At 29.6% G+C, this 23101-nt stretch carries 19 protein-coding genes and 1 pseudogene; 2 read left to right on the plus strand and 18 right to left on the minus strand.

The features are described 5' to 3' along the window. Positions 1–17 precede the first annotated feature (17 nt). Positions 18–221 carry a hypothetical protein gene (locus ACYUDJ_RS12305; protein ID WP_003483159.1) on the plus strand — a complete coding sequence of 68 codons (204 nt, stop codon included), beginning with the start codon at positions 18–20 and terminating at the stop codon, positions 219–221. 129 nt (positions 222–350) lie between these two features. Here the strand turns inward: ACYUDJ_RS12305 and ACYUDJ_RS12310 are convergent, their stop codons facing one another. The 14 genes from ACYUDJ_RS12310 to ACYUDJ_RS12375 form a co-directional block, all read right to left on the minus strand. Continuing rightward, positions 351–1397: a PLL family lectin gene (locus ACYUDJ_RS12310; protein ID WP_042384159.1), complete on the minus strand. Its 1047-nt coding sequence runs from the start codon at positions 1395–1397 to the stop codon at positions 351–353. Between the two features lie 167 nt (positions 1398–1564). After that, positions 1565–2263 (minus strand): response regulator, encoded by a 699-nt coding sequence (locus ACYUDJ_RS12315; RefSeq protein WP_003483156.1) that lies wholly within the window; start codon positions 2261–2263, stop codon positions 1565–1567. Beyond that, positions 2256–4976: a sensor histidine kinase gene (locus tag ACYUDJ_RS12320; RefSeq protein ID WP_003483154.1), complete on the minus strand. Its 2721-nt coding sequence runs from the start codon at positions 4974–4976 to the stop codon at positions 2256–2258. The genes ACYUDJ_RS12315 and ACYUDJ_RS12320 overlap by 8 nt, the downstream gene beginning before the upstream one ends. A gap of 115 nt (positions 4977–5091) precedes the next feature. Then, complete coding sequence (locus tag ACYUDJ_RS12325; RefSeq protein WP_003483152.1) at positions 5092–5718, minus strand: K(+)-transporting ATPase subunit C; 627 nt, start codon at positions 5716–5718, stop codon at positions 5092–5094. Between the two features lie 39 nt (positions 5719–5757). Further along, positions 5758–7821 carry a potassium-transporting ATPase subunit KdpB gene (gene kdpB, locus ACYUDJ_RS12330; protein ID WP_003483150.1) on the minus strand — a complete coding sequence of 688 codons (2064 nt, stop codon included), beginning with the start codon at positions 7819–7821 and terminating at the stop codon, positions 5758–5760. A gap of 45 nt (positions 7822–7866) precedes the next feature. Beyond that, positions 7867–9549 carry a potassium-transporting ATPase subunit KdpA gene (kdpA, locus tag ACYUDJ_RS12335; RefSeq protein ID WP_003483148.1) on the minus strand — a complete coding sequence of 561 codons (1683 nt, stop codon included), beginning with the start codon at positions 9547–9549 and terminating at the stop codon, positions 7867–7869. Positions 9550–9579: 30 nt separating this feature from the next. Further along, positions 9580–9663, minus strand: a complete 84-nt coding sequence (kdpF, locus tag ACYUDJ_RS12340; protein ID WP_073860781.1) for a K(+)-transporting ATPase subunit F — start codon at positions 9661–9663, stop codon at positions 9580–9582. A 441-nt stretch (positions 9664–10104) separates the two neighbouring features. Continuing rightward, entirely contained in the window at positions 10105–11190 is a 1086-nt protein-coding gene (locus tag ACYUDJ_RS12345; RefSeq protein WP_003483145.1) for a DUF871 domain-containing protein, read from the minus strand. A 309-nt stretch (positions 11191–11499) separates the two neighbouring features. Then, entirely contained in the window at positions 11500–12393 is an 894-nt protein-coding gene (locus ACYUDJ_RS12350; protein ID WP_003483142.1) for an N-acetylglucosamine kinase, read from the minus strand. A 59-nt stretch (positions 12394–12452) separates the two neighbouring features. After that, positions 12453–12749, minus strand: a complete 297-nt coding sequence (locus ACYUDJ_RS12355) for a PTS lactose/cellobiose transporter subunit IIA (protein WP_003483139.1) — start codon at positions 12747–12749, stop codon at positions 12453–12455. Positions 12750–12943: 194 nt separating this feature from the next. Then, positions 12944–13252 carry a PTS sugar transporter subunit IIB gene (locus tag ACYUDJ_RS12360; RefSeq protein ID WP_003483137.1) on the minus strand — a complete coding sequence of 103 codons (309 nt, stop codon included), beginning with the start codon at positions 13250–13252 and terminating at the stop codon, positions 12944–12946. 119 nt (positions 13253–13371) lie between these two features. Next, entirely contained in the window at positions 13372–16101 is a 2730-nt protein-coding gene (locus ACYUDJ_RS12365) for a sigma 54-interacting transcriptional regulator (protein ID WP_043032561.1), read from the minus strand. A 123-nt stretch (positions 16102–16224) separates the two neighbouring features. Continuing rightward, positions 16225–17514 carry a PTS sugar transporter subunit IIC gene (locus ACYUDJ_RS12370; protein ID WP_003483132.1) on the minus strand — a complete coding sequence of 430 codons (1290 nt, stop codon included), beginning with the start codon at positions 17512–17514 and terminating at the stop codon, positions 16225–16227. Between the two features lie 82 nt (positions 17515–17596). Then, complete coding sequence (locus ACYUDJ_RS12375) at positions 17597–18934, minus strand: 6-phospho-beta-glucosidase (protein WP_003483131.1); 1338 nt, start codon at positions 18932–18934, stop codon at positions 17597–17599. Between the two features lie 558 nt (positions 18935–19492). On the opposite strand from ACYUDJ_RS12375, the pseudogene ACYUDJ_RS12380 reads away from it, so the two are divergent. Continuing rightward, a pseudogene (locus ACYUDJ_RS12380) lies at positions 19493–19962 on the plus strand (tyrosine-type recombinase/integrase); the annotation flags it as partial. A gap of 173 nt (positions 19963–20135) precedes the next feature. Here ACYUDJ_RS12380 and speD read toward each other — a convergent pair. From speD to ACYUDJ_RS12400, 4 genes are all read right to left on the minus strand, one after another. Beyond that, entirely contained in the window at positions 20136–20486 is a 351-nt protein-coding gene (gene speD / locus ACYUDJ_RS12385; RefSeq protein ID WP_042384154.1) for an adenosylmethionine decarboxylase, read from the minus strand. A 153-nt stretch (positions 20487–20639) separates the two neighbouring features. Further along, on the minus strand, positions 20640–21836 hold the full coding sequence (locus ACYUDJ_RS12390; RefSeq protein WP_043032562.1) for a bis-aminopropyl spermidine synthase family protein: 1197 nt from the start codon (positions 21834–21836) through the stop codon (positions 20640–20642). A 368-nt stretch (positions 21837–22204) separates the two neighbouring features. Continuing rightward, positions 22205–22459 carry an RNA-dependent RNA polymerase family protein gene (locus tag ACYUDJ_RS12395; RefSeq protein ID WP_139814342.1) on the minus strand — a complete coding sequence of 85 codons (255 nt, stop codon included), beginning with the start codon at positions 22457–22459 and terminating at the stop codon, positions 22205–22207. Positions 22460–22558: 99 nt separating this feature from the next. After that, positions 22559–22834 carry a CD3324 family protein gene (locus ACYUDJ_RS12400; protein ID WP_003483122.1) on the minus strand — a complete coding sequence of 92 codons (276 nt, stop codon included), beginning with the start codon at positions 22832–22834 and terminating at the stop codon, positions 22559–22561. Between the last annotated feature and the right edge of the window lie 267 nt (positions 22835–23101).

Here is a 23101-nt window from a genome sequence, read left to right on the forward strand (position 1 = left end):
TTATATAAGGATTCTTTATGGCAAATAATTTATTTTTATTTAGTATAATAATTTTATTTATTGGATTTTTTTTCATGGGAATGAGTAAATTATCCTTTAAATGGAGAGCTTTTACAAATAAGCCAGCTTGGAATGGAGCAACTATACCATTTTTAATGATAGGACTTGTATTTTTTATAATTGGATTAATATTAGTATATAGTTTTTATCCATTCAAATAACAAGAGCTCCCTAAGGAGCTCCTAATAGCTTTTCTATTTCTCTATAAGCTATAAAAATAGCATAGATCATAAATATAATTTTTCACCAGATAAAAATATTACAATTAATAATACTCTGATATTTTGTAACTAATTTCTAAAAATATGCCACATTGCATTATTTCTGCCTCTAGCGAACACATCTGTTCTGTTTGGCCCCCAGGATACTGCAGCTGGATCAGAGGTTATAATATTTCCTCCAATCATTGACCAATTACTCCAACGTGATCCGTTCCAAGACCTGGTCATCAATTGATTGTTTGCTCCCCTAGCAAATACCTCTAATCTATTAGATCTTCTAGAAGAAACAGCGGGACCAGAAGTTAATCTTCCTCCAAGGTCTTCCCATCTACTCCAGCGAGATCCATTCCACCATAAATGATTCAGACGGTTACCTTGGCCGCGTGCAAATACATCAATTCTATTGTTTCCCCAAGACACAGCTGCTGGTGAAGAGGTTAATCTTCCACCAAGACTTTCCCATTCACTCCAACGAGAACCATTCCACCATTTATGCCAAAGAGCATTATCTGTTCCCCTTACAAAAGTATCTATTCTATTAGGTGCCCATGAAGATGCGGCTGGTGAAGATGTCAAGACACCTCCAAGACTTTCCCAGCTGCTCCAGCGAGAACCGTTCCAAAATATATGCCACATAGCATTATCTGTACCTCTAGCAAATACATCAATTCTATTATTTCCCCAAGATACAGCTCCAGGAGCAGAAGTTAATCTTCCTCCAAGACTTTCCCATTCGCTCCAACGAGAACCATTCCACCATTTATGCCAAAGAGCATCATCTGTTCCCCTTGCAAAAGTATCTAATCTGTTAGGAGCCCATGAAGATACTGCTGGTGCGGAAGTTAAAACTCCTCCAAGATTTTCCCAGCGACTCCATCTACCACTAGGAAATGGTATGTTCACCTGCCTATCTAAAGATCTAGTATCATTAGAATCTTCCTCATCATAAAAAAGATCATCCTCTTCCATGTTACTGTAATTCTCAGTCTCATCATTATAATCTTCAGCGTCATTATAATCTTCAAAATCTTCGATAGATCTCATTTGTTCATTTGGAAATGGACAAGGAAATTGCTGCATGTAACAAGGAAAACAAAAAAATAGATTATTATACATTAGGAACCTCCTTATATTATTGTTCCTGCCTAAACAGTCATCAATTATATTTTATGACTAAAAATAAAACCTGTTACACTTTAATTAGTTAGCAATCTTAAAATAAAAAATCCTATGCTTCTATTAAGCATAAGATTTTTGTTTACAGATTTATTTTTTATTTATTACTATTCATCTACTAATCTATATCCCACTCCAACTTCAGTATAAATATATTCTGGCTGAGCTGGATTCTTTTCTATCTTTCTTCTTAAACTTGCCATAAATACTCTAAGTGATTGAGTTTCATTGCCTATTGCAGAACCCCAAATATCGTGAATAATAAAATTATGAGTTAATACCTTCCCTGGATATTTACAAAGAAGAGCCATTATTTTATATTCTATTGGAGTTAAATGTATCTCTTCATTATTTATCACAACTCGCCTTTTGTTAAAATCAACAATTAAATTTTTAACTTTAAAAATATCTCTATTCTGATTTCCACCTTTATCAGTTATTGCATGCCTTAGAGCTACCCTAACTCTTGCTAGTAATTCTCCAATGCCAAAAGGCTTTGTCAAATAATCATCTGCACCTTGATCTAATGCCTCTACCTTTTGTCTCTCATTTTCTCTTGCAGAAACAATTATTATAGGAATATTAGACCATTCTCTTACTTTTTTAACAACCTCAATGCCATCCATGTCTGGAAGTCCTAAATCTAATATTATTAAATCAGGTTTGTATGACATTGAAAGTGCAATAGCTTCGTTCCCTTTATCTGTTTCAATATACTTAAATCCCTGCGCCGCTAAGGATGCCGTAATAAAATTTCTTATGGGTCTATCATCTTCAACTACAAGGATATATTGTTTATTATTCATATTTGCTTTCCTCCTTCGGAATATAAAATCTAAAAACAGCTCCTCCTGCTTTTTTGTTATAAGCATCAATCATTCCATTATGAGCTTCAACTATAGATTTACAAATAGCAAGTCCTAAACCTACCCCTCTCCTTGAATCAGATATTTTACTTCCATTTGTAAAAAATCGATCAAATATATGTGGCAATATTTCTTCAGATATTCCATTTCCATTATCAATAACCTCAAAAAACACCTTTTCTTCCTTTTCATAAGCTCTTACTTCAATCAATGAATCTTTTGGAGTAAATTTCAAAGAGTTGTCAAGCAAATTTATAAGTACCTGCTTGATTAAACTGCCATCCATTGGAGCCATTATAACATTTTCAGGAATTTTTACTTTAATCTTGCGATCTTTAAATCTTTTTGAAGTCCTTTGAACTGCTTCATATATTACTTCTTCCACAAGTTCCATATTTTTCTTTATTTCCATATTTCCTTCTTCAAATCTTGTCATACTTAGTAAATTTTCAACTAATCTTATAAGCCATTCAGTATCATCATAAACACCTTGAAGAAGTTCTTCTTTCTTATCATTAGAAATAAGATTTCCATTTTCAATAATAGTGCTTACTGATCCTTTTATACCTGCCAGAGGGCTTCTTAAGTCATGGGAAATTGATCTTAATAAGTTACTTCTTAATCTCTCACTCTCTATTTCTAATTTAGAATTTTTTTGTGTTTCAGCAAGAATTTCTCTATCTAGTGCAATAGAAATTTGGCTTGAAATAGTCTGAAAAATAAATTTTTCTTCAGTTTTGAGCACCCCATTGATGCATGATATCCCTATAACACCTAATAATTTATCCTGACCTTTTAATGGCATATAATACCCTTTTGCTCCATAAAATGTATTTGTGCCGCTACCTGATTCTTTATCATTTAAAAAAGACCAATAAGCAACAGCTTCTTCATCTTTATTCAGTAAAATATTATTTTTTTCTCCCTCGTCTGAATTATAAATAAATGGAGTTGAAAGTTTATTTTCCTGTGATAAATAGCAAACAACCGTTCTTTCTAAAAGTCTAGAAATATACTTTATTCCTATAGCTACGACATCTGCTTTCCCCGTTGCGCTTAGCAATTTTCTACTTACTCTATATAAAATCTGTGTTGTATTTTCCCTTACTAAAGAATTATGTACTTCTCTTTGAATTTTATTTGTAAGTGTTCCAATCATAAAAGTTACAGCTAACATTATAGGAAAAGTAGCTAAATAACTTTTATCATAAACCTGTAGCGAATATATTGGCTCTGTAAAAAAATAATTAAATAGCAGTACACTAATTATAGAAGATAAAAATCCCCAAAAATACCCTTTTGTTTTAATATTTACGATTATAACCCCTAAAATAAAAATCATAATGACATTGGATTCACTAAAACCTAAGTAGTAAAAAAATAATGAAATTGCTGTAGCAATAATCATTATTAAACTTGATAATAAAACTTCTTTGAAAGATATTTTGAAAATTTTATTGCTATTTTGTATATATATTCTATTTTTTTTATTAAATATTGAATTTGGTATGACATAAACATCTATATAATAATTAGATTCCATAAGCTTATCAACTATATCTTTTGCATAAAAGTGAAATAAATTATTGGGTTTCCTATGATTTTTTCCTATTACTATTTTAGTAACATTTCTAAATTTTGCATATTGAATTATTTGCTCAACTATATTATCACCATATAAAGTAACTACTTCTCCCCCTAATTGCTCTGCTAAATTAAAATTTGCATTTAATCTTTCTTTATCTTCCTTACTAAAATTTTGTGCCTTTGTGGTTTCAATATATACTGCTATCCATTTAGAATGATATGCTTCTGCCATTCTTGTAGCAGTACGGATAACTCTGGCAGATGAAGGAGAAGTTCCAATACAAGCTAAGATTGGGTCCGATGTAGGCATTACTGTTATTTGTCCTTTTGATAGTCTCATGCTTTCTACTTCATAATTTACTCTATCTGCTGTTCGTCTAAGGGCAATTTCTCTAAGTGCAAACAGGTTATTTTTAGTAAAAAAGTTATTAAAAGCTTTTTTTATCCGATCTTTACTATATATTTTTCCATCGCTAAAGCGCATTAATAACTCATCTGGTTCAATATCAATTAATTCCACTTTATCTGCTTCGTCAAATATTTTATCTGGAATGGTTTCTCTTACAGAAATATGAGTTATACTTTCAACTATATCATTTAAACTTTCTATATGTTGAACATTTAAAGTAGTATATACATCTATTCCATTATCTAAAAGCTCCTCTATGTCCTGCCATCTTTTTTTGTGTCTTTGATTACCTATATTGGTATGGGCAAGTTCATCCACTAATATTATCTCAGGTTTTCTTAAAAGCGCCTTATCTAAGTCAAATTCTCTTAAAGTTATTCCTTTATAATTAACCATTTTAGATTCTATACTTTCAATACCGTCAATTAAAGCCATAGTTTCCGGTCTTGCATGAGGTTCAATATACCCTATAATTATATCTTTACCTACTTTTTTCATATCATGGGCTTCCATAAGCATTGCATAACTTTTACCTACCCCTGCGGCATAACCAAAAAATATTTTTAGCTTTCCTTTTAAGGATTGATTTTCTTCTTTTTTCACCTGATTTAGAAGATACTCTGGATCTGGTCTTTTATCGCTATCTATTGAAATCATCTCCTACTCTAATATATAAGCTTAAATATTTAATAAAATTATACAACCTTTTATCTAACATAAAAAATTTCCCCATTAATTTGTAATATATATATTTCTTAAATAAACATTCAATTTATTTATGTTCTAAAATTGAAGCTATTTCTATATTTAATTTTAATATATTTACTCTTGGTTCTCCAAATATACCTAAACTTCTTTTTTCAGTATATTTATCTACTATTTTCTCAAGCTTAGCTTTGCTAATACCAGATGCTTTTGAAACCGCTGGTATTTGAATTTTAGCAGCTTTTGGACTTATATTGGGATCAAGTCCTGAAGCTGAACTTGTTAATAGATCTGTTGGAATATCTTCTTTTTTAACCCCAGGGTATAATTTCAAGAACTCTTCCATATCCCTTTGTACTCTTTCTTTAAGCTCTTTATTAGAAGGTGCTAGATTCTCGGAGCCTGAACTAACTCCACTATAAGCTATTTTTCCATACTTATCTAATTTTGTATCTGCTACTTTATAAGTATTGTAATTTATAGCTGAAACTCTTCCTCTAAAAAACTTTGGATCTGTGAAATTTTGTCCTATAAGTTTTGATCCCACTTCTTTTCCATTAATTGAAATCATACTTCCATTTGCTTTTTTATTTAAAACCAGTTGGCTTATTCCTGTTAATGTAAGTGGATATATAATTCCACAAAGTATCATCAAAACAATACTTACAACAATAGCTCTTTTTATTATTTTCATAAGAAATCTTCCTTTCCTTAATTGTGTAAATTTTATACTTTATCCCAAATTAAGAATTCTAACTAATGGAGTTATAGTTATATCTATAAGTTTAATTCCTACAAATGGGACAAGCACCCCTCCTAGCCCAAAAACAAACATATTTCTAAGTAACATTGTTTCTGATTTCATTGGTCTATATTTAACACCTTTCATTGCTATTGGTATAAGTAGTGGTATTATTATTGCATTAAATATTAATGCTGAAAGTATAGCACTATATGGTGTTGAAAGTTTCATTATATTCATAATCTGCATCTTTGGTATAGCCACAGTAAAAACAGCTGGTATTATAGCAAAATATTTTGCTACGTCATTTGCTATACTAAAAGTTGTTAAAGCCCCTCTGGTTATTAACAATTGCTTTCCTATCTCAACTACCTGAAGAATTTTAGTAGGATCTGAATCCAAATCCACCATATTAGCAGCTTCCTTAGCGGCTGTAGTACCACTATTCATAGCAAGCCCCACATCTGCCTGTGCAAGTGCAGGAGCATCATTAGTTCCATCCCCAGTCATTGCCACAAGCTTACCCTCTTCTTGTTCTTTTTTAATGGCTTCAATTTTATCTTCAGGTTTGCATTCAGCTATGAACCCATCAACTCCTGCCTCTTTAGCAATAGTTGCTGCAGTTAAGGGATTATCTCCAGTGCACATTATTGTTTTAATACCAATTTCTCTAAGTCTTGCAAATTTTTCAACTAATCCTGGTTTAACTGTATCTTTAAGATAAATTACCCCATATATTTTATCATTAACACAAACTACGAGGGGAGTTCCTCCTAATTTTGCAACTTTATTAACAGTATCTTCTAACTCCTCTGGTATAATTCCTCCCATTTCCTTTACCCTATTCTTAATGCTATCATAGGCACCTTTTCTTACCATAGAACCATCTTTTAAATCTACTCCACTCATTCTTGTTTGTGCTGTAAATTCTATAAAATCAAGATATTCATAATCTTTAAAATTAATTGTTGCACCTAATTTATTACCAAGTTCAACTATAGATTTTCCTTCTGGTGTATCATCCTTTAATGAACACATAACAGAATAATTTATTAAATCCATAATTTCTGACTTCCCAACAGGCATGAATTCTGATGCAAGTCTATTACCAAAAGTTATTGTGCCTGTTTTATCAAGTATCATGGTATCTACATCTCCACAAGCCTCAACTGCTTTTCCTGACATAGCTATTACATTAAATCTTGTAACTCTATCCATACCTGCAATACCAATAGCTGATAGAAGTCCGCCTATAGTTGTAGGTATTAAACATACAAGAAGTGCAATTAATGTAGATATTTGAATTTTAACTCCTAAATAACTAGCCATAGGATAAAGTGATACTATAACTATTACAAATATAAGAGTTAAACTAACAAGTATAGTATTTAATGCGATTTCATTTGGAGTCTTCTGCCTTGATGCTCCCTCTACAAGATTTATCATTTTATCTAAGAATGATTCACCAGGTGTTGCAGTTATTTTAATTTTTAACCAATCACTTACAACTGTTGTCCCTCCTGTAACAGAAGCAAAATCGCCTCCGCTTTCTTTCATAACTGGAGCTGACTCACCTGTTATAGCAGATTCATCTACAGATGCAATACCATCTATTACTTCCCCATCATTTGGAATTGTGTCTCCATTTTCCACTAAAACTATATCACCTTTTTTTAGTTCATTTGCATTAATAATTTTAATATTTCCCTTAGAATCTAAAAGTTTTGCTATAGTATTTTTTTTTGTCTTCTTTAAATTTTCAGCCTGTGCCTTTCCACGGCCTTCAGCTACTGATTCTGCAAAATTTGCAAACAATATTGTTATAAACAATATTACTGCTATTATAAGATTATAAGTTCTTATATTGTTACCCTGGTCCCCAAATAAATTAGGTAATAATGTAAGTACTAAAGATATAGCCAAACCTATCTCTACCACAAACATTACAGGATTTTTTATCATGTATTTAGGATCAAGTTTTTTAAATGATTCTAAAATAGCTTCATTTACTATTTTTTTTGTAATAAATTTAGATTTCCCATTTTTATCACTCATTATTATTCTCCTCATCTTCCTTTTTCTTAATAATTACTGTTGTGATTAATGCCATAATGTAAGATGCTCTGCAATAGGTCCAAGTGCTAAAGCCGGCAAGAATGTTAAAGCACCTATTATTAAAACTATAAATACTAAAATTATTGTAAACATTGTATTATCTGTTCTAAAAGTTCCTATAGAAACTGGTATTGATTTTTTTGAAGCGAATGATCCTGCTACTGCCAGAAGTATTATAATTGATAAATATCTTCCATAAAACATTACTATACCTGTAGCTGTATTCCAGAACAGAGTATTGTCAGAAAGTCCCTCAAATCCAGATCCATTATTAGCGGCTGAAGTTGTAAATTGATATATAACTTGTGATATGCCATGGAATCCAGAATTTGATATACTCGCTACCCCTTGATGGACTGCTAAAGCTAGTGCTGAAGACATTAATATTAAAAATGGATGAATAATTATAGCAAGAGCTATAAGCTTAATTTCTTTACCTTCAATCTTTTTTGACAAAAATTCTGGAGTTCGTCCAACCATGAGTCCACATAGGAAAACCGTAAGTATGGCATACATAATCATATTCATAAAACCTATACCCTTTCCACCAAAAACTACATTAAGCATCATATTCATAAGTGCTACAAGGCCTCCTATTGGTGTTAATGAATCATGCATATTATTAACAGAACCTGTAGTAAAAGCTGTTGTTACTGTTGTAAATAATGTAGATTGACCTATACCAAATCTTACTTCTTTACCTTCCATATTACCCATTAATTGATTAAATCCAATATGGGCAAGGGATGGATTTCCTGATTTCTCTGCAAAATAGCATATTGGTAACCCTATAAGAAATAATACTGACATAGCAATAAATATTGCCCATCCTTGCTTTTTATTTTTAAGCATTAATCCAAAAGTATAAACCATCGTACCTGGAAGTATCATCATTGATAAAATTTCTATTAAATTTGATATAGGTGTAGGATTCTCAAAGGGGTGTGATGAATTTGCTCCAAAAAAACCACCTCCATTTGTTCCTATATGCTTTATAGATTCAAGAGCTGCCACAGGCCCTAGTGCTATATCTTGCATCTTACCTTCTATTGTAGTTATAGTTTGTGTACCTGAAAAAGTTTGTGGCACCCCCTGAGCTACTAGTAAAATCCCTACAATCATCGATACCGGTAATAAAACTCTAGTAATAACTCTTACTAAGTCCACAAAAAAATTGCCCATAGTTTTTTTATTTCCTATAATACCTCTCATAAAAGCCAATGCTGCTGAAAAACCTGTCGCTGCAGATGTAAACATCATAAAAATTATTACAACCATCTGACTAAAATAAGAAAGTCCAGATTCCCCACTATAATCCTGTAGATTTGTATTTGTCATAAAACTTATGATTGTATTAAATGATAAACTTTGTTCCATTCCTCCTATTTTCTTAGGATTTAAAATGTGCAATCCCTGAGTTCTAAGTATGATATATCCTATAAATACCATAACTGCATTTACTACAATAATTGAAATCACATATTCTTTCCAGCTCATTTCTTCATCTTTATTTATTCCACATATTTTATAAATAAAATTATCAATTCTATTAAAAAAATTATCTCCAATTGCTTTGTCGCCAGTGGCTACACAATATACATATTTACCCATTGGCACTACTAAAAGCATAAATATAATTAAGGGTACTATTATCTGTAATAATTCCATATAAGTCTTCCTCCCATATCAATTTCAAACTTAAAATTTTTCCGGATTAAATAATGCATAAGCCAAATATATAAAAAGTGATATAATGACTATAATCAAAATCCACATATTCATTCCTCCACATAGTACTATTTTTTAACAACTTGTTTTTCACACCAATTTGCAAATAACTTTATAGAAGTAAATCCTAAAAAAAGTGATGCTATGAAAATAATATCAACCATAATTAATTGTCCCTCCATTGCTTATTTTATATATTTCACATAATAACATTTATAGTATTAAGAAGGTATTAAGACTGCTTTTCATTGTATAAAGATTGTATAAAGATTTTTAATATATTTATAAAACACAAAAAGACCATGAAGTTTTAAGCCAACATAGGCTTCTTCATAGTCTTTTTTAAATCTATATTATTATATTTATGGAGGCTTTATTAATAATAATGAAAATTTTTAACCCTATATATAATTGATATATATTTAAAACATAAATTAAATAGTAATTCAGGTATATTAATAATAGATAAAATAATATTTTTTATACTATTATACCTTATAGAGTAAATCCAAACTTTTCCCAAGGCTCTAAATAGTCAATAAGAAATATTTCTTCATCTGCTATTCTTCCTACAACATTAGTTTTACCTGAATTTTTCATATCCTTAAGTGCAATTTGTAATTCCCCTGCATACCTTTTATATAATGAAGATTCTATTAACAAATCTCCTCTTTTAATGTCTACAGTATTAAAAGCTTGAAAATTATGATCTTTATATTTAACTCTACTTTGAGTTGATCTTACTAAATAATCAGATACATCCCCTCTATTGAAATGAAATTCATCAAGAATTATTCTTTTTTCAACTTCGGGAATTTCATCTACAAGATTAACTTTAAACTCTAACATATCTTTATTAATTTTACTTAACGCTTTAAGTTCTTCCTCTGAAGCAAATGCATTAGCAATAATAACATCATCTATAAATCCTGTAGCAAATAAATGTTTAGTTTGAACTTCTATAGGCAATTCTCTATGCATTTCTAATGTACTTAATCCTTCTGATACAGGCCATGGTCCATATTTTGCTTCTTTTGAACTTACAAATGCCGCAGTTCTTATGCCTAAATCCTTAAATTGTTTACTACACTTTAGAAAATGTTTATAACTTAATCCAGTATATCTATGTGGATAAAAATTATGGCAGCCTAATATATTTTCTAAGTTAGGCTTATATGTTAAAATATTGTCTATATATTTTGTACCATTACTCATATTCAGTTCTACTTTTATTCCGTATTTGTTAAAGGACATTATAGATTCTTCAACTCCACTAAATCCTAAATCTAATCTTATACCATAAAATCCTATATCCTTAAAAATGGATAAATCTGAATAAGAAGTTTTAAGTCTTTTAAATACTTCTGGTTCAACATCTCCTACAACCTCCATTCCTTTTGTATTTGCAAATTGAATTATATCCTTAAATATACTAATTAATTGATCTATTTCCATTTCTTCTGAAGATATTAAACATGTAAAAATTCTTTTAAACCCATACTTCGCTGCAAGTTCTATATACTCTTTTATTTTTTCACTATTTGTGTTTGATGGATATACAGATATCCCCAATTTCCTCATATAATTCACTCCAAACTTTATTATAAGTTATATACTCTTTTATTTTTAAAACATCAGTAATAAATAATATTTATAATTTTTCATCTTTATTATAAAACTCATCTCTATATATTGAGATGAGTTTCAAATTTATATAAACACAATTCTTAGCATAAACTGGAGTCCTTGAAGCCCTATCTCCTTATTAGAACACATTATCTACAGTCATATTGAACCCATTAAGGATTATAGTCTTAATGGTAGCAAATATAGGATAAAATTTGATTTTTATTCATTATTTAAAACCTAATCTAAAAATAAAACTTCTGTTTATATTTCCTTTAAATACATATAATAAGCTCCTTTACTAGATGATACATCTTCTTGTACTATTTCTACTACTCCTAAATTAGCTAATAAATATTCCTTAAAAGCTTGTCTTAAAACTTTAGCTTTTTCTATAACACTTCCCTTTACTCCTATTAAACATTTATTTTCAAAATTCAACCTTTTATATACTCTTTCTGTTATTAATCCAAGAGCTTTTCCTTCTTTTTTTAATATATCTATTGCATTTTCCTCTCCTTCTTCTCCTAACTTGGATATTAATGTAGTTAGGGAAGCTATTTTATCTTTTGTAGAAGAGTATACAAATGCGCAAATTTCATCTGTACTTCTTATATTTAGTTCTTTTAAAATTTCTTTATGCAATTTACTTTTTTCTAACTTTAATTCTTCTTCATAAATCATTCTTTTTAATGCATTAATAGCAATAGAATATCCACTGCCTTCATCACCTAATAAATGTCCCCATCCCCCGCATTTATCTTTAATATTATTTCTAATTCCTATACATATAGATCCAGTCCCAGCTATAGTTAATATACCATCTTGCCCTTTTAATACTGCTTTTAATGCTAATTCTCCATCATTTATTACTAATACATCCGCATGAAAATTTTCCTTTATATTTTTTTCTATTACATATGCATTGTTAGCTACTTCCATTCCAGCAGCTCCAATATATATCTTTTTTAATCCTTCTTTACCTAATTCATCTATACAAATTTTTATTGAATTAAGTATATTATTTATAGCTTCTTTTTCATTCAATACTAAGTTGCCAAATCCAGTAACTTTTTTTATTAATTCATGTCCCTTTAAATCATAAGCTATTGCTTCAGTTTTTGTTCCTCCTGCATCTACTCCTATTACATAATCCATATCATAGCCTCCTATAATTAATTATATGAATTTAATAAATATATTTTATTCTTATTAGCTTATAATCTCATATAAACTTCAACTAATTCAATAGCAAGATCTTTTAATGTCATAGTAGTCATTAAGTGATCCTGGGCATGGATTAACAATAGTGATATTTCAGCCTTATTACCTGCAGCCTCTTCTTGAATTAAATTAGTTTGGTAACTGTGGGCTAACCCTAGTTCCTCGTTAGACTTTTCTATAGATTTTTTAGCTTTATCAAACTCACTCTTTTTTGCATATTGTATTGCTTCCATTGCATAAGTTCTAGCTTCTCCACTATGTGTTATAATGTTGAGTATCATCTCTTCCATACTAACCGCTCACTCCTGTTCTTATTTTTTTAAAATATTCTTTACCATGTTTATAATACTTTTTTATTGCTATATCTTTTATATTCAATTTTATTCTATAGTTATAAATACTATATATTGCTGCTTAAAAAAATTAAATGATTTAACTAAAATTGAAAAATCAATTATTCTACCATAATCTTTGATCATTCTCACTATTTATCAATTAAATCTAAAGCAAAATTTAAAACTTTTTCCCCATTCATAGTCCCATAATCCATACTATTTATAACATCTACATTTATTCCTTTTGTTTTTACTTGATCCCTTACTTGATTCAACAAATATCTTACTTGAGGTCCAAGTAAAATTACATCTACATCATCAATATACTTTTTTAATTCTGCTTCTGGAACAGCATTTATTTTAACATCTATTCCATTTTTTATAGCTACTGCATTCATTTTTGTTACCAGTAAGCTAGTAGACATTCCTGCGCAACATACTAATAAAATATTTTTCATTTAAAGTCCCCCTTTAAACATTCTCATAATTATTACTATATTATATTTACAGCAAATTGCATGCCAACTATATATCCAATGTAATTAAGTGTTTGCAACAAAAAAGTGTGTATATTTAATTACACACTTACACTATTATTAATAAACATCTTTAATATATAGGCTCTTTCGCTATCTCCTATAGATATATTATAAGCTTTTTCTATGTTTATAAAATTTTTATCTACGACTTTAAATTCTTTTTCATATTTAGCTATATACTCTCTTAAATTTTCAAAATTATTTTCTAATCCTCCATTTTTTATCTTATCTATCATAAAACTAATGTGAAGTATCATTCCTATCTTCACATCATTGGGAATGTTTACATTTAAATCTTTCTCCATTCTTTCAATGGTTTCTGTTACAAGTTCAACTAAACTATCTGAATCCTTTAAATTTATATGATCTTGTATAGAGTTCTTTATTTTGAAAAAATATCTTTCTTTATCAATTAATTTTTTTAATACATTTATTCCATCTCCACTTAAAATTTCTGCTGCTGATATAAAAGGTATATCTTTTATAAAAATATTTATTGTTCCAACTATTGAAATAATTTTATAGTCCCGACTAAGACTTTCTACATTAGTTAGAAACTTGCTTTTATCTAATATATTAAGAGGTATTACTTTTAATTTTGAATTTTCTTTTATTGAACTTAATATTATATCCTTTATCCTTTCTGCTCCACCATGACCAGTAAAGCATACTGTTATTATTAAAAATTTTTCCAAACCTTTAGGTTTATGTTTTTCTTTTACTATATCTTTAGATTTTACTTGAATTCCAAATTCACTTAGTTCTTTACAAGAATTATATATATAATCTAAACCTCTTCCTAACAAAGATTTTCTACAAGCCTCTATTACTATTGGAGTACTTACCATATCTATAGTTTTTATGTTTACTCCTGTTTCTTCTGAAATCATAGATCCAAAATTATTGAGTGAACCCATATCTACTAATAACAAAACACCTTTACCAATATCTAATTCTTTAATTTTAAGTTTTGCAATTTCGTACATATCTTCAGCTTTCATACTTAAAGGCATATCTAAAGCCTTTGCGCAATCTTCTCCTAATAACTCATTTGATACTTGAACCATACTGCTAGCTGTAGCCTTTCCATGCATTATTACAAGTATACCCACTTTTTGGGGATTATTTACAATATTTTCATATTGATTTGAGGCTAAAAACATAGTCAAATATCCTATTTCGTCTAAGGGAGTTTCTATATTAAATCTATTATCTATTATTTTGGCTATCTCTATTGAAACCATAAATTCATTTTCATATTGTGATCTTATAAAATTTAGTTTAGGATGATATATACTACGCCCTTGTCTTATTCTTTCAATACTTTGTTGTAGGTGTAATGCTAAACCAAAATAAACTTTTTCATCAAATTCTCTATTTAATTTTTTTTGGGCTACATTTAAAATTTTATCTACAACAGTTACTATATCATTACCTACTACTTTTGTTATTTCTTCCTTTCTAAAATTCTGTGGCAAATCACTGATATATTTTTTAAAATGAGATTCTATATCTATATTCAATATATCATTTATATCCTTTTCATTTATTCCTTGATTTTTTAATGTGACAAATTTTTTTTCAATTAAATCATAGAAATAACTGTTTTTATTACTTTCTTCTGATTGATTTAAAAAATTATCTTCAATGTTATTATCATGATAAAATACCAATATATCCCGTTTCTCATTCAGTAAACTATTTACCTTTTCCCTATATTGTTTAATTTGCATAAATCCTCTTTTTACATTCTTAGGCAAATCACTTTGTTTAATCAATATATACTTTAAATTTTTACTCTTGTAATCTAAAAATGCCTTTGCACAAGATAACTGTATGTCACTTTTTAACTGTCCTATATTATTTGGACAATCGTATAGCAAAAATGATATTAAGGCATTTTTATCTATATAAATATTTTTTTCTAACCTTTTAGATTCCATAGTTATAAACTTTTGAATTAAATAATAGCGTTCATTCATAGTACGATCTTTTAAAACTGGAATATTTATTATCATAGGCACTCTTCTTGCAAATGTTTTCAAAAGATAGGATTGTGGATCTTCTGTAGTTGCAGCAATAATCTGCGCTTTAACTTTTATTAAATTTTCTGTATCCCCTAATTTTCTAAAACATCCCTTATCTATGTAAGTAAACAGTATTTCTTGACCTTGAGGAGATAGCCTATGGATTTCATCTAAAAACAAAATTCCTCCATCAGCTTTCTTCAATAATCCCTCTTTTTCATTTTCTGCTCCTGTATAAGCTCCTTTTTTAACTCCAAATATTTGTCCTACTACTAATTGAGGATTATCCGCATAATCTGCACAATTAAATCTTATAAATGGAGCTTCTTTTTTAATTACTCCAGACTCTTTAGCAAAATGATACATAAGCTCTGCAAACATAGATTTACCTACTCCAGTTTCTCCTAATATAAGAGTATGGAGCCCATTAGGAGGATAAAGTATTGCAGCTTTTGCTTGCTGTATTGGTACATTAAGACTCAAGTCTGATCCTATCATTCTATCTAAACTATTCCTTTTATTAAATTTATTTTCATTACTTTTCTGTCTTAAGGAACAATATAATACAGGTCTCCCCTGCATTTTTTCTATTTTTTCATCTTTAACTAGCTGATTAAGGTATCTGCTCACATTAGCTCTATTTAAATGCATATGTTCACTTAAATAAGCAGCAGAAATACCTTCTCCCTTTTGTGACTCCATTTCAATTAAAGACTGGTAAATTTCATCAATTTTACTCATTAGCTCCCCCCTAATTACCACTTTTATCTAATTATATTGTAACATATTAATTTTATGCAAAAATGGTAAATAATTAAAACCGTATGCATTACTGCATACGGCCTTTACTTTGAACAATTTTTTTTAAATTGAATGTGTTTCTTCTACTTTTACTATATTTTTTTGATCTTTCTTTGTTGCCATATGGACAAATGGCATATATATTATTATACTAACTGCCATACAAATAAGAGCTGTAATTCCACCTCTTATCGAATTTGTTGATATAATAGCTCCTAATATTGGTGGTGTTGTCCAGTGGGCCATTACTACAACTTTAGGCGCAAACCCTATAAAAGTCAATACATATGCGATTATCCCAGAAGCTAATGGTGCTAATATAAATGGTATGAAATATATTGGATTTAAAATTATTGGTAAACCAAATATAACGGGTTCATTTATATTAAACATTCCCGGTGCTATACTTAAATTTGCAATAGTCTTTTGTGTTTTACTCTTTTTCCCAATTATGAATATTGCAATTAGCAAAGCTATAGTGGCGCCTGATCCTCCCATATTTACATAAGAATCTAAGAACTGACTATTTATTATATGCTCAGGATTTACTCCATTTTTAAATGCTCTTACATTGGCCTCTGTTAGTGGTAATAATACTGCATTTATAATTGGTGCAAGTATATTTGAACCATGTAAACCAAAGAACCATAAAAATTGTTGTACTAAAACTAATACTAATAAACCACCCAAACTTCCCATTACACCTTGCAATGGTGCCTGTATTACTAAGAATAATGCCTGATGTATATCTGCTACTCCTATCGCTGCAAAAATTTGCTTTACTGCTGCTGTAATAGCTAAAACTATAATTGATGGCAATAATGCTGCAAAGGATTTTGCTACTGCTGGTGGAACTCCCTCTGGCATTTTAATAATTAGTTTTGGATTTCCTACCAATTTAACAAAAATTTCTGTAGCTATTAATGCAACTATCAATGCAACAAATAATCCTTGACCTCCTAAGAAATCCATTGATAATGCCCCATCTTTTGTCGGTTTATATAAAATTAACAAAGCTGCTAGAGATACAATTCCCGCTGATAATCCATCTTTTTCATATGATTTAGCCAAATGATATGATATAGTAAATACTATTAATAATGACATTATAGCGAAAGTACCATTCCAGACTCCACCACCAAAATCTTTCCAATTAGCAGGTAATAACCAATTCATAAAATTTTGATATGGTTCCCATCCTAAATTATTAAATAATACTGCAAAAGCTCCTGCCATAATAATTGGAGTAATTGAAGCAAAACCATCACGAATAGCAACTAAATGCCTTTGAGAACCTATTTTAGCTGCTATTGGAACAAAATGCTCTTCCATCCAGTCAAAGAACTTTTTCATCTTTTAACCCTCCCCTTATTGTATATATATTTTTTATATATTTATAAGCAATTAATAATAATGATCTATTTTAAAATAACAATTATTTTAGATTTTCTTCTATAAGTTCTTTAAACTGTGGCAAATAATCCTTATGTGCTATCATAAGTTCATCTACCAATACCTTAGCAAGTTTATCTGATTGAACTAAAGGATTTACAGTCAATGCTAATATTGCTTTATGATAATCACCAAAAACTGCTGCATCTACTACTAATCTTTCAAAAGTTTTTATCTGTTGTATTAGTCCATTTATGGCTACTGGCAATTCCCCTACTGCTATTGGCCTAGGGCCATCTCTTGTTATCATACATGAGACTTCTACAGCAGATTCATTTGAAATGCCTATTATAGCTCCATTATTTTTTATATTTACTGGTTGAATATCTTTTTTATCATTATATATTGAACATATAAGCCTACAAGCGGCATCACTATAATAAGCTCCTCCCCTTTTCTCTAATTCAGAAGGTTTAATATCTAAATTTTCATTCTTATAAAGTTCAAATAATTCTTCTTCTACTTTTTTAACAACTTCTGCTCTGGTTTCACCCTTAGAAAATTGTTCTAGTTCTTCTTTTAGCATATCTTTTGTTTGAAAATAATATTTGTGATATGGACATGGCATCATTCCTAAAGCCTTTATAAAATCTTTATCCCATGTAAAATCCGATATGTTTTTAACTATCTGATCTATATTTCCATCAGCTAATAAATTAATTAGTTTATCTGTAACCCTTACTCCATCTACGTACACTTCTTTTCCGAATACCATATGATTCAATCCTACAAAATCCATTCTTAGTCTTTTATGTTCAATCTCTAAAACATTTGCAACTGCTTTTTCCATACCTATTGGTACATTACATAATCCTATAACCTTTTTATTTTTTCCGTATCTTAGCAGTGCTTCTGTAATCATACCTGCTGGATTAGTAAAATTTATCATCCAAGCATTAGGACACAATTTACTCATATCCTCATCTATATCCAAAATTACAGGAATCGTCCTTAATGCTTTAAACATTCCTCCTGCTCCATTAGTCTCTTGCCCTATAATGCCATGACTTAAAGGAATTTTTTCATCTTTTATTCTTGCATCTAAAAGTCCTACTCTTATTTGAGTTGTTACAAAGTCAGCATCTTTCAATGCTTCTTTTCTATCTAATGTTAAATGTATTTCCATTGGTACTCCTGCTTTTTTTATCATCCTTTTAGCCAAGTTTCCTACAATACGTAATTTTTCTTTTCCTTCCTCTATATCTACTAACCATAACTCTCTAACTGGTAACTCACTATACCTTTTTATTAATCCTTCAACTAATTCGGGAGTATAACTTGATCCTCCACCTATAGTTACTATTTTTATTCCTTTCTCCATAGAACACACCCCCTTAATTTTTTATTTGTATGTACACTATTATATATAGCAAACATCATGCCAATATCTTTTTATTACCAAATCCACTTATTCATATACCGTATAGGGTTACACACTCTAGTTATATACTGTGTAAATCAGTTACACTCTTTTAATTTTTTAACTTATTTTATATTTATTTACTTTTACGTATATAATTCCCTCATTTAACCGATGATACTTATTCATAAATGATAATCTTTTTTAAAATCCTCACTTTAAAATATAATTTTCTATATCTATTAACTAATTATTGTGCTTTGTAATTGCACAAATTCTAGTAAAATTTTATATAACAAACTAAAAAGGACTAAGAGATCCCTCCCTTAATCCTTTCAGTTATTATTTTAAAGTACCACCATCTTTAAACAAACTTTTTTGTATATTATTAGATTCTTCTGCTATTAAATTAAGTTTTATGTAAAATCATAATTTCATTCATAATTATTGTTATGTGTTAAATATTATTTAATCTTTTTTACTATATAATACCCTATGATATAATTCCCTCAGCCTAATAGATGTGGCTTAAGAGCCTCAGAAATTTCTCTTATAAAGTTAGATGATTACAACGCAGATAAGGAAGATATTTACTGTAAAAGATTAAAAGGTAGTAATAACAATACAATAATACTTGATGTCACTACCAAAGAAGCTCTTGATACGTATATAAGGGATTATAAAATATCCTGTAATTCTGAAACATTGTTTAAGAGCCAAAAAACAATCCTATTTCTTGTCAAACCCTAGATTATTTGATGAAAAAATATTGTAAAATTGCTAATATAAGTAATAAAAGCAAGCATCATTTTCATACTCTTAAACACACAACTGCTGTTCATTTAGCAGAGTCAGAAATGGATATTAAAGAACTTCAATGGTGGCTTGGACATAAGTCTGTTTCTAATACTGAAATTTATTTTCAATTTACTACAAAACAACAAGAAAAAATGTATATGAAACTTGAAAAAACAAGCGAAATGGTATAGGCGTTGTTATATTTCATATATTTACAATACAAAACGTTATCCATTTTTTTAATATATTTGTACTAACACCAAGCTATTCCCTTGAAAATATAAAAAGCATTGACATTTTGTTTTCAAAATTTCAACGCTTTTCTTTAATTATTTAATACTTGATAGTTTTCCTTGTGGTAATATTAATCAATTTTACCTCTCAGTATTTCCTTGATTTCCATCTTTTTAAATATTAAGTTTTCTTTTAAATAAGCTACTACTTTTCCAGAATCAAAACATTTAGAGCATGTAAATATATCAATTCCTGTATAATCATCTTCCGGCCATGTATGTATTGTTATATGTGACTCTGAAATGATTAATGCACCGCTAAACCCTTGGGGATGGAACTTGTGAAATGCTTTTGTAATGATTGTGGTATCCAGTATCTCTGCTAATTTTTTAAGCATTTCTATAATATATTCTGTATTTTCTAACTGGTCGAAATTACAACCAAATAAATCGATTACTAAATGATATCCTGAGTATTTCAAAATTGAACCTCCTTCCAAACTTAATTCCATTGTTAATTGTGTTGGTTTAAAGTTGTGCCTTAAATTTTGTAAAAATTGATATCAAGTGTTACATCGTCTTGAAAAGAGAGGATTGAAATTTCTTTTTCAAATGCTTCAATTATATATAAATCATTATTTGTAACTTTCCTTATCGCCATTTAACATTTTCTTTTTGCTAACCATATTGAAAAAATGGTGTCCGCAAATTGTACAACCGGCAGTTTTTAATTCTTCTATTGTACTGTAGGTATCTTCCAAGCTAACATAATGTATAGTGTTACAGTTCTTGCAGCCGTATTTCCGACGTGTTTTTTTTATTTCTCCTGTGTATATTGGAATATTAAATTTTTCTCCGATAATTGGAGATCTTGCGGCTGCAGTTGTCTTCAATAAAAACATCTGGCTACTATTTCCTAAAATACCTGCGCCTTCATAACGATTAAACTTGGGCATAATTCTTAACGCAGATAGACCTAATTCGATAAATATCTTGTGGATTTTTAACATTTCTTCTTGTGATTTATGAGCGTAAGATAAGAACACATTCAAAGAAACAGAATTTTTTAGGCACTCCAATCCTCTTGATAAGAATAGCTTCATTCCTGATAATGTATACGGAGGATCTGTGTAAAGGCAGTCCATTTTACTAATATACTCGTTTGGGATTGAGTCACGGAAATCAATATTGTAGCAATTAACAGGTAAGTCATATAGTTTTGCAATTTCACAAATATAATCTAATATTCTTTGATCACTGTCTAAAACATAGATTTTGGTTTTACATAGATTCATGTTGCCGCTATATAAAGTATGCAGCAACATTCCTATGGAAACGCTGATCAAATCATCATCGCCGACACAGAGAATATTTTTCCCAATCAAGCAATTATTTTCAAGACATAATAAAGCTCTTTTTATAGCAGTTTCCAGAGTACATTTAGATTGATCAACAGATACATCCGCCTTTGGCCTGTTCTCAAAGATATTATTAAGATTTAATGATAATCGCTCCTTTATCTTGTCAGCATTACTAATATTTAATGTTTTATATAATTTCACATTAATTCCTCTATATCCTAATTCATTTTCAACAAATTGTTTACCTTTAAGGCTCAAGTGAATACCTGTTGATTTTTCTAAAAGCTTAAGTTTCAACGCTTCATTTTTTATTGCTGTTACCAAAGGGACTGGAATATTGTTCAGTACGGCATAGTCTTTACTGGAATATCCACGGGCAAAATAGAAATCAATCAATAATTTCTCTATGGCCTGCCGTCCTTCTTGAATTTTTACATTTTGATAAATTATATCTACATAGTCATTTCTCATTATTACACCTACCACTTTTTATGATTCTTTTTTAATCGTACATATTGCCAAAAATTAATATTGTTGTTTCATAATCATACTGTATTGCAACACTAGCTTTTAATAATATGTCTATCCTATATATCATTCCTTTATCAATTTAATAAGTACTACCATATTTTATTACTTGTAACTGTTTCTATAAGTAGCTTTGCTCATTTTTTATTATAACAGATAACCTGCATATCACTTCTCTACTCTTTGCTTAACAATCAAATAGGAGTCTTCCTGCTAATTGAATGGCCGACTTTCTACAGCATCTTGCATACCGTTTAGTATTCATTTTAGCAATGTTTTTCAAAATTAATTAACCTTCCATGGCCGACTGTTCAAAAATTTCCATCTACAATCCATTCTTTACCTTGTGTATTTCTTGCCATATCTTCCTCATAGTGTCCTAGATGGGAACGTGCTAGTCTGTAACCAAAGCTGCATTTATTGAAAGCCTTCTCAAATATTGGATCCATCCTATTTCCCAATACTTTCGACAGTTGAAATACTATTCTGCTCTCTAACTCCTTGCACCACATTAACAAACACTTTAAGGTTGACTTGTAATTTTCTTTACTGTATCTGTTTGTCACTACAAACAGCGCTCGAGGCTTTTCCCCATTAGATTACTCCACGTTGAGCGCACACAAAAAAGCGACATAGGGAAGTTTCCCATATCGCTTTTCTTAAAATTATAAACTAAATTTTATTTTGTTAATAATTTTATATATAGTTTTTGGAGATAAATAATACATTGATGCAAGTTCTTTTACAGAAATCCCATTGTCATATTTTTTAAAAATCTCAATGTTTCTTTTACTGATTATTTCCTTGCTTCTATTAACTTCCCCCCACATTCTTTGATTACCGTCTTTGCGGGGAATATAAACATATTGTCCATCAACATAGTTTTGTATCTCGTTTAGCAAATCAGCTGGAAATATTTTGTTAGCTTGTTTGTAGCCCATTATGCTCCCTCCTAAAGTTTCTTAGGTTCGAGCAAAGGCTATTTCATTCATTCAGTTGTATGCAATAGCCTTTGCTATGCATAACACACCGGGGAAAATGTACTTAGCATGCTAATAGTGCACTCCTTTCATTACTTATTCCATTGATTATAATAGTGTTTTATTACAATGTCAACCTGAGTTGCTACGTCCAATGTAAACGTAACATTCAAGCTACTTAACGGCGATTCCTACATCCTTAGAAACATCTTTGCCAAGTAAATACAG

It is taken from the genome of Clostridium sp. CTA-6 (assembly GCF_054768115.1).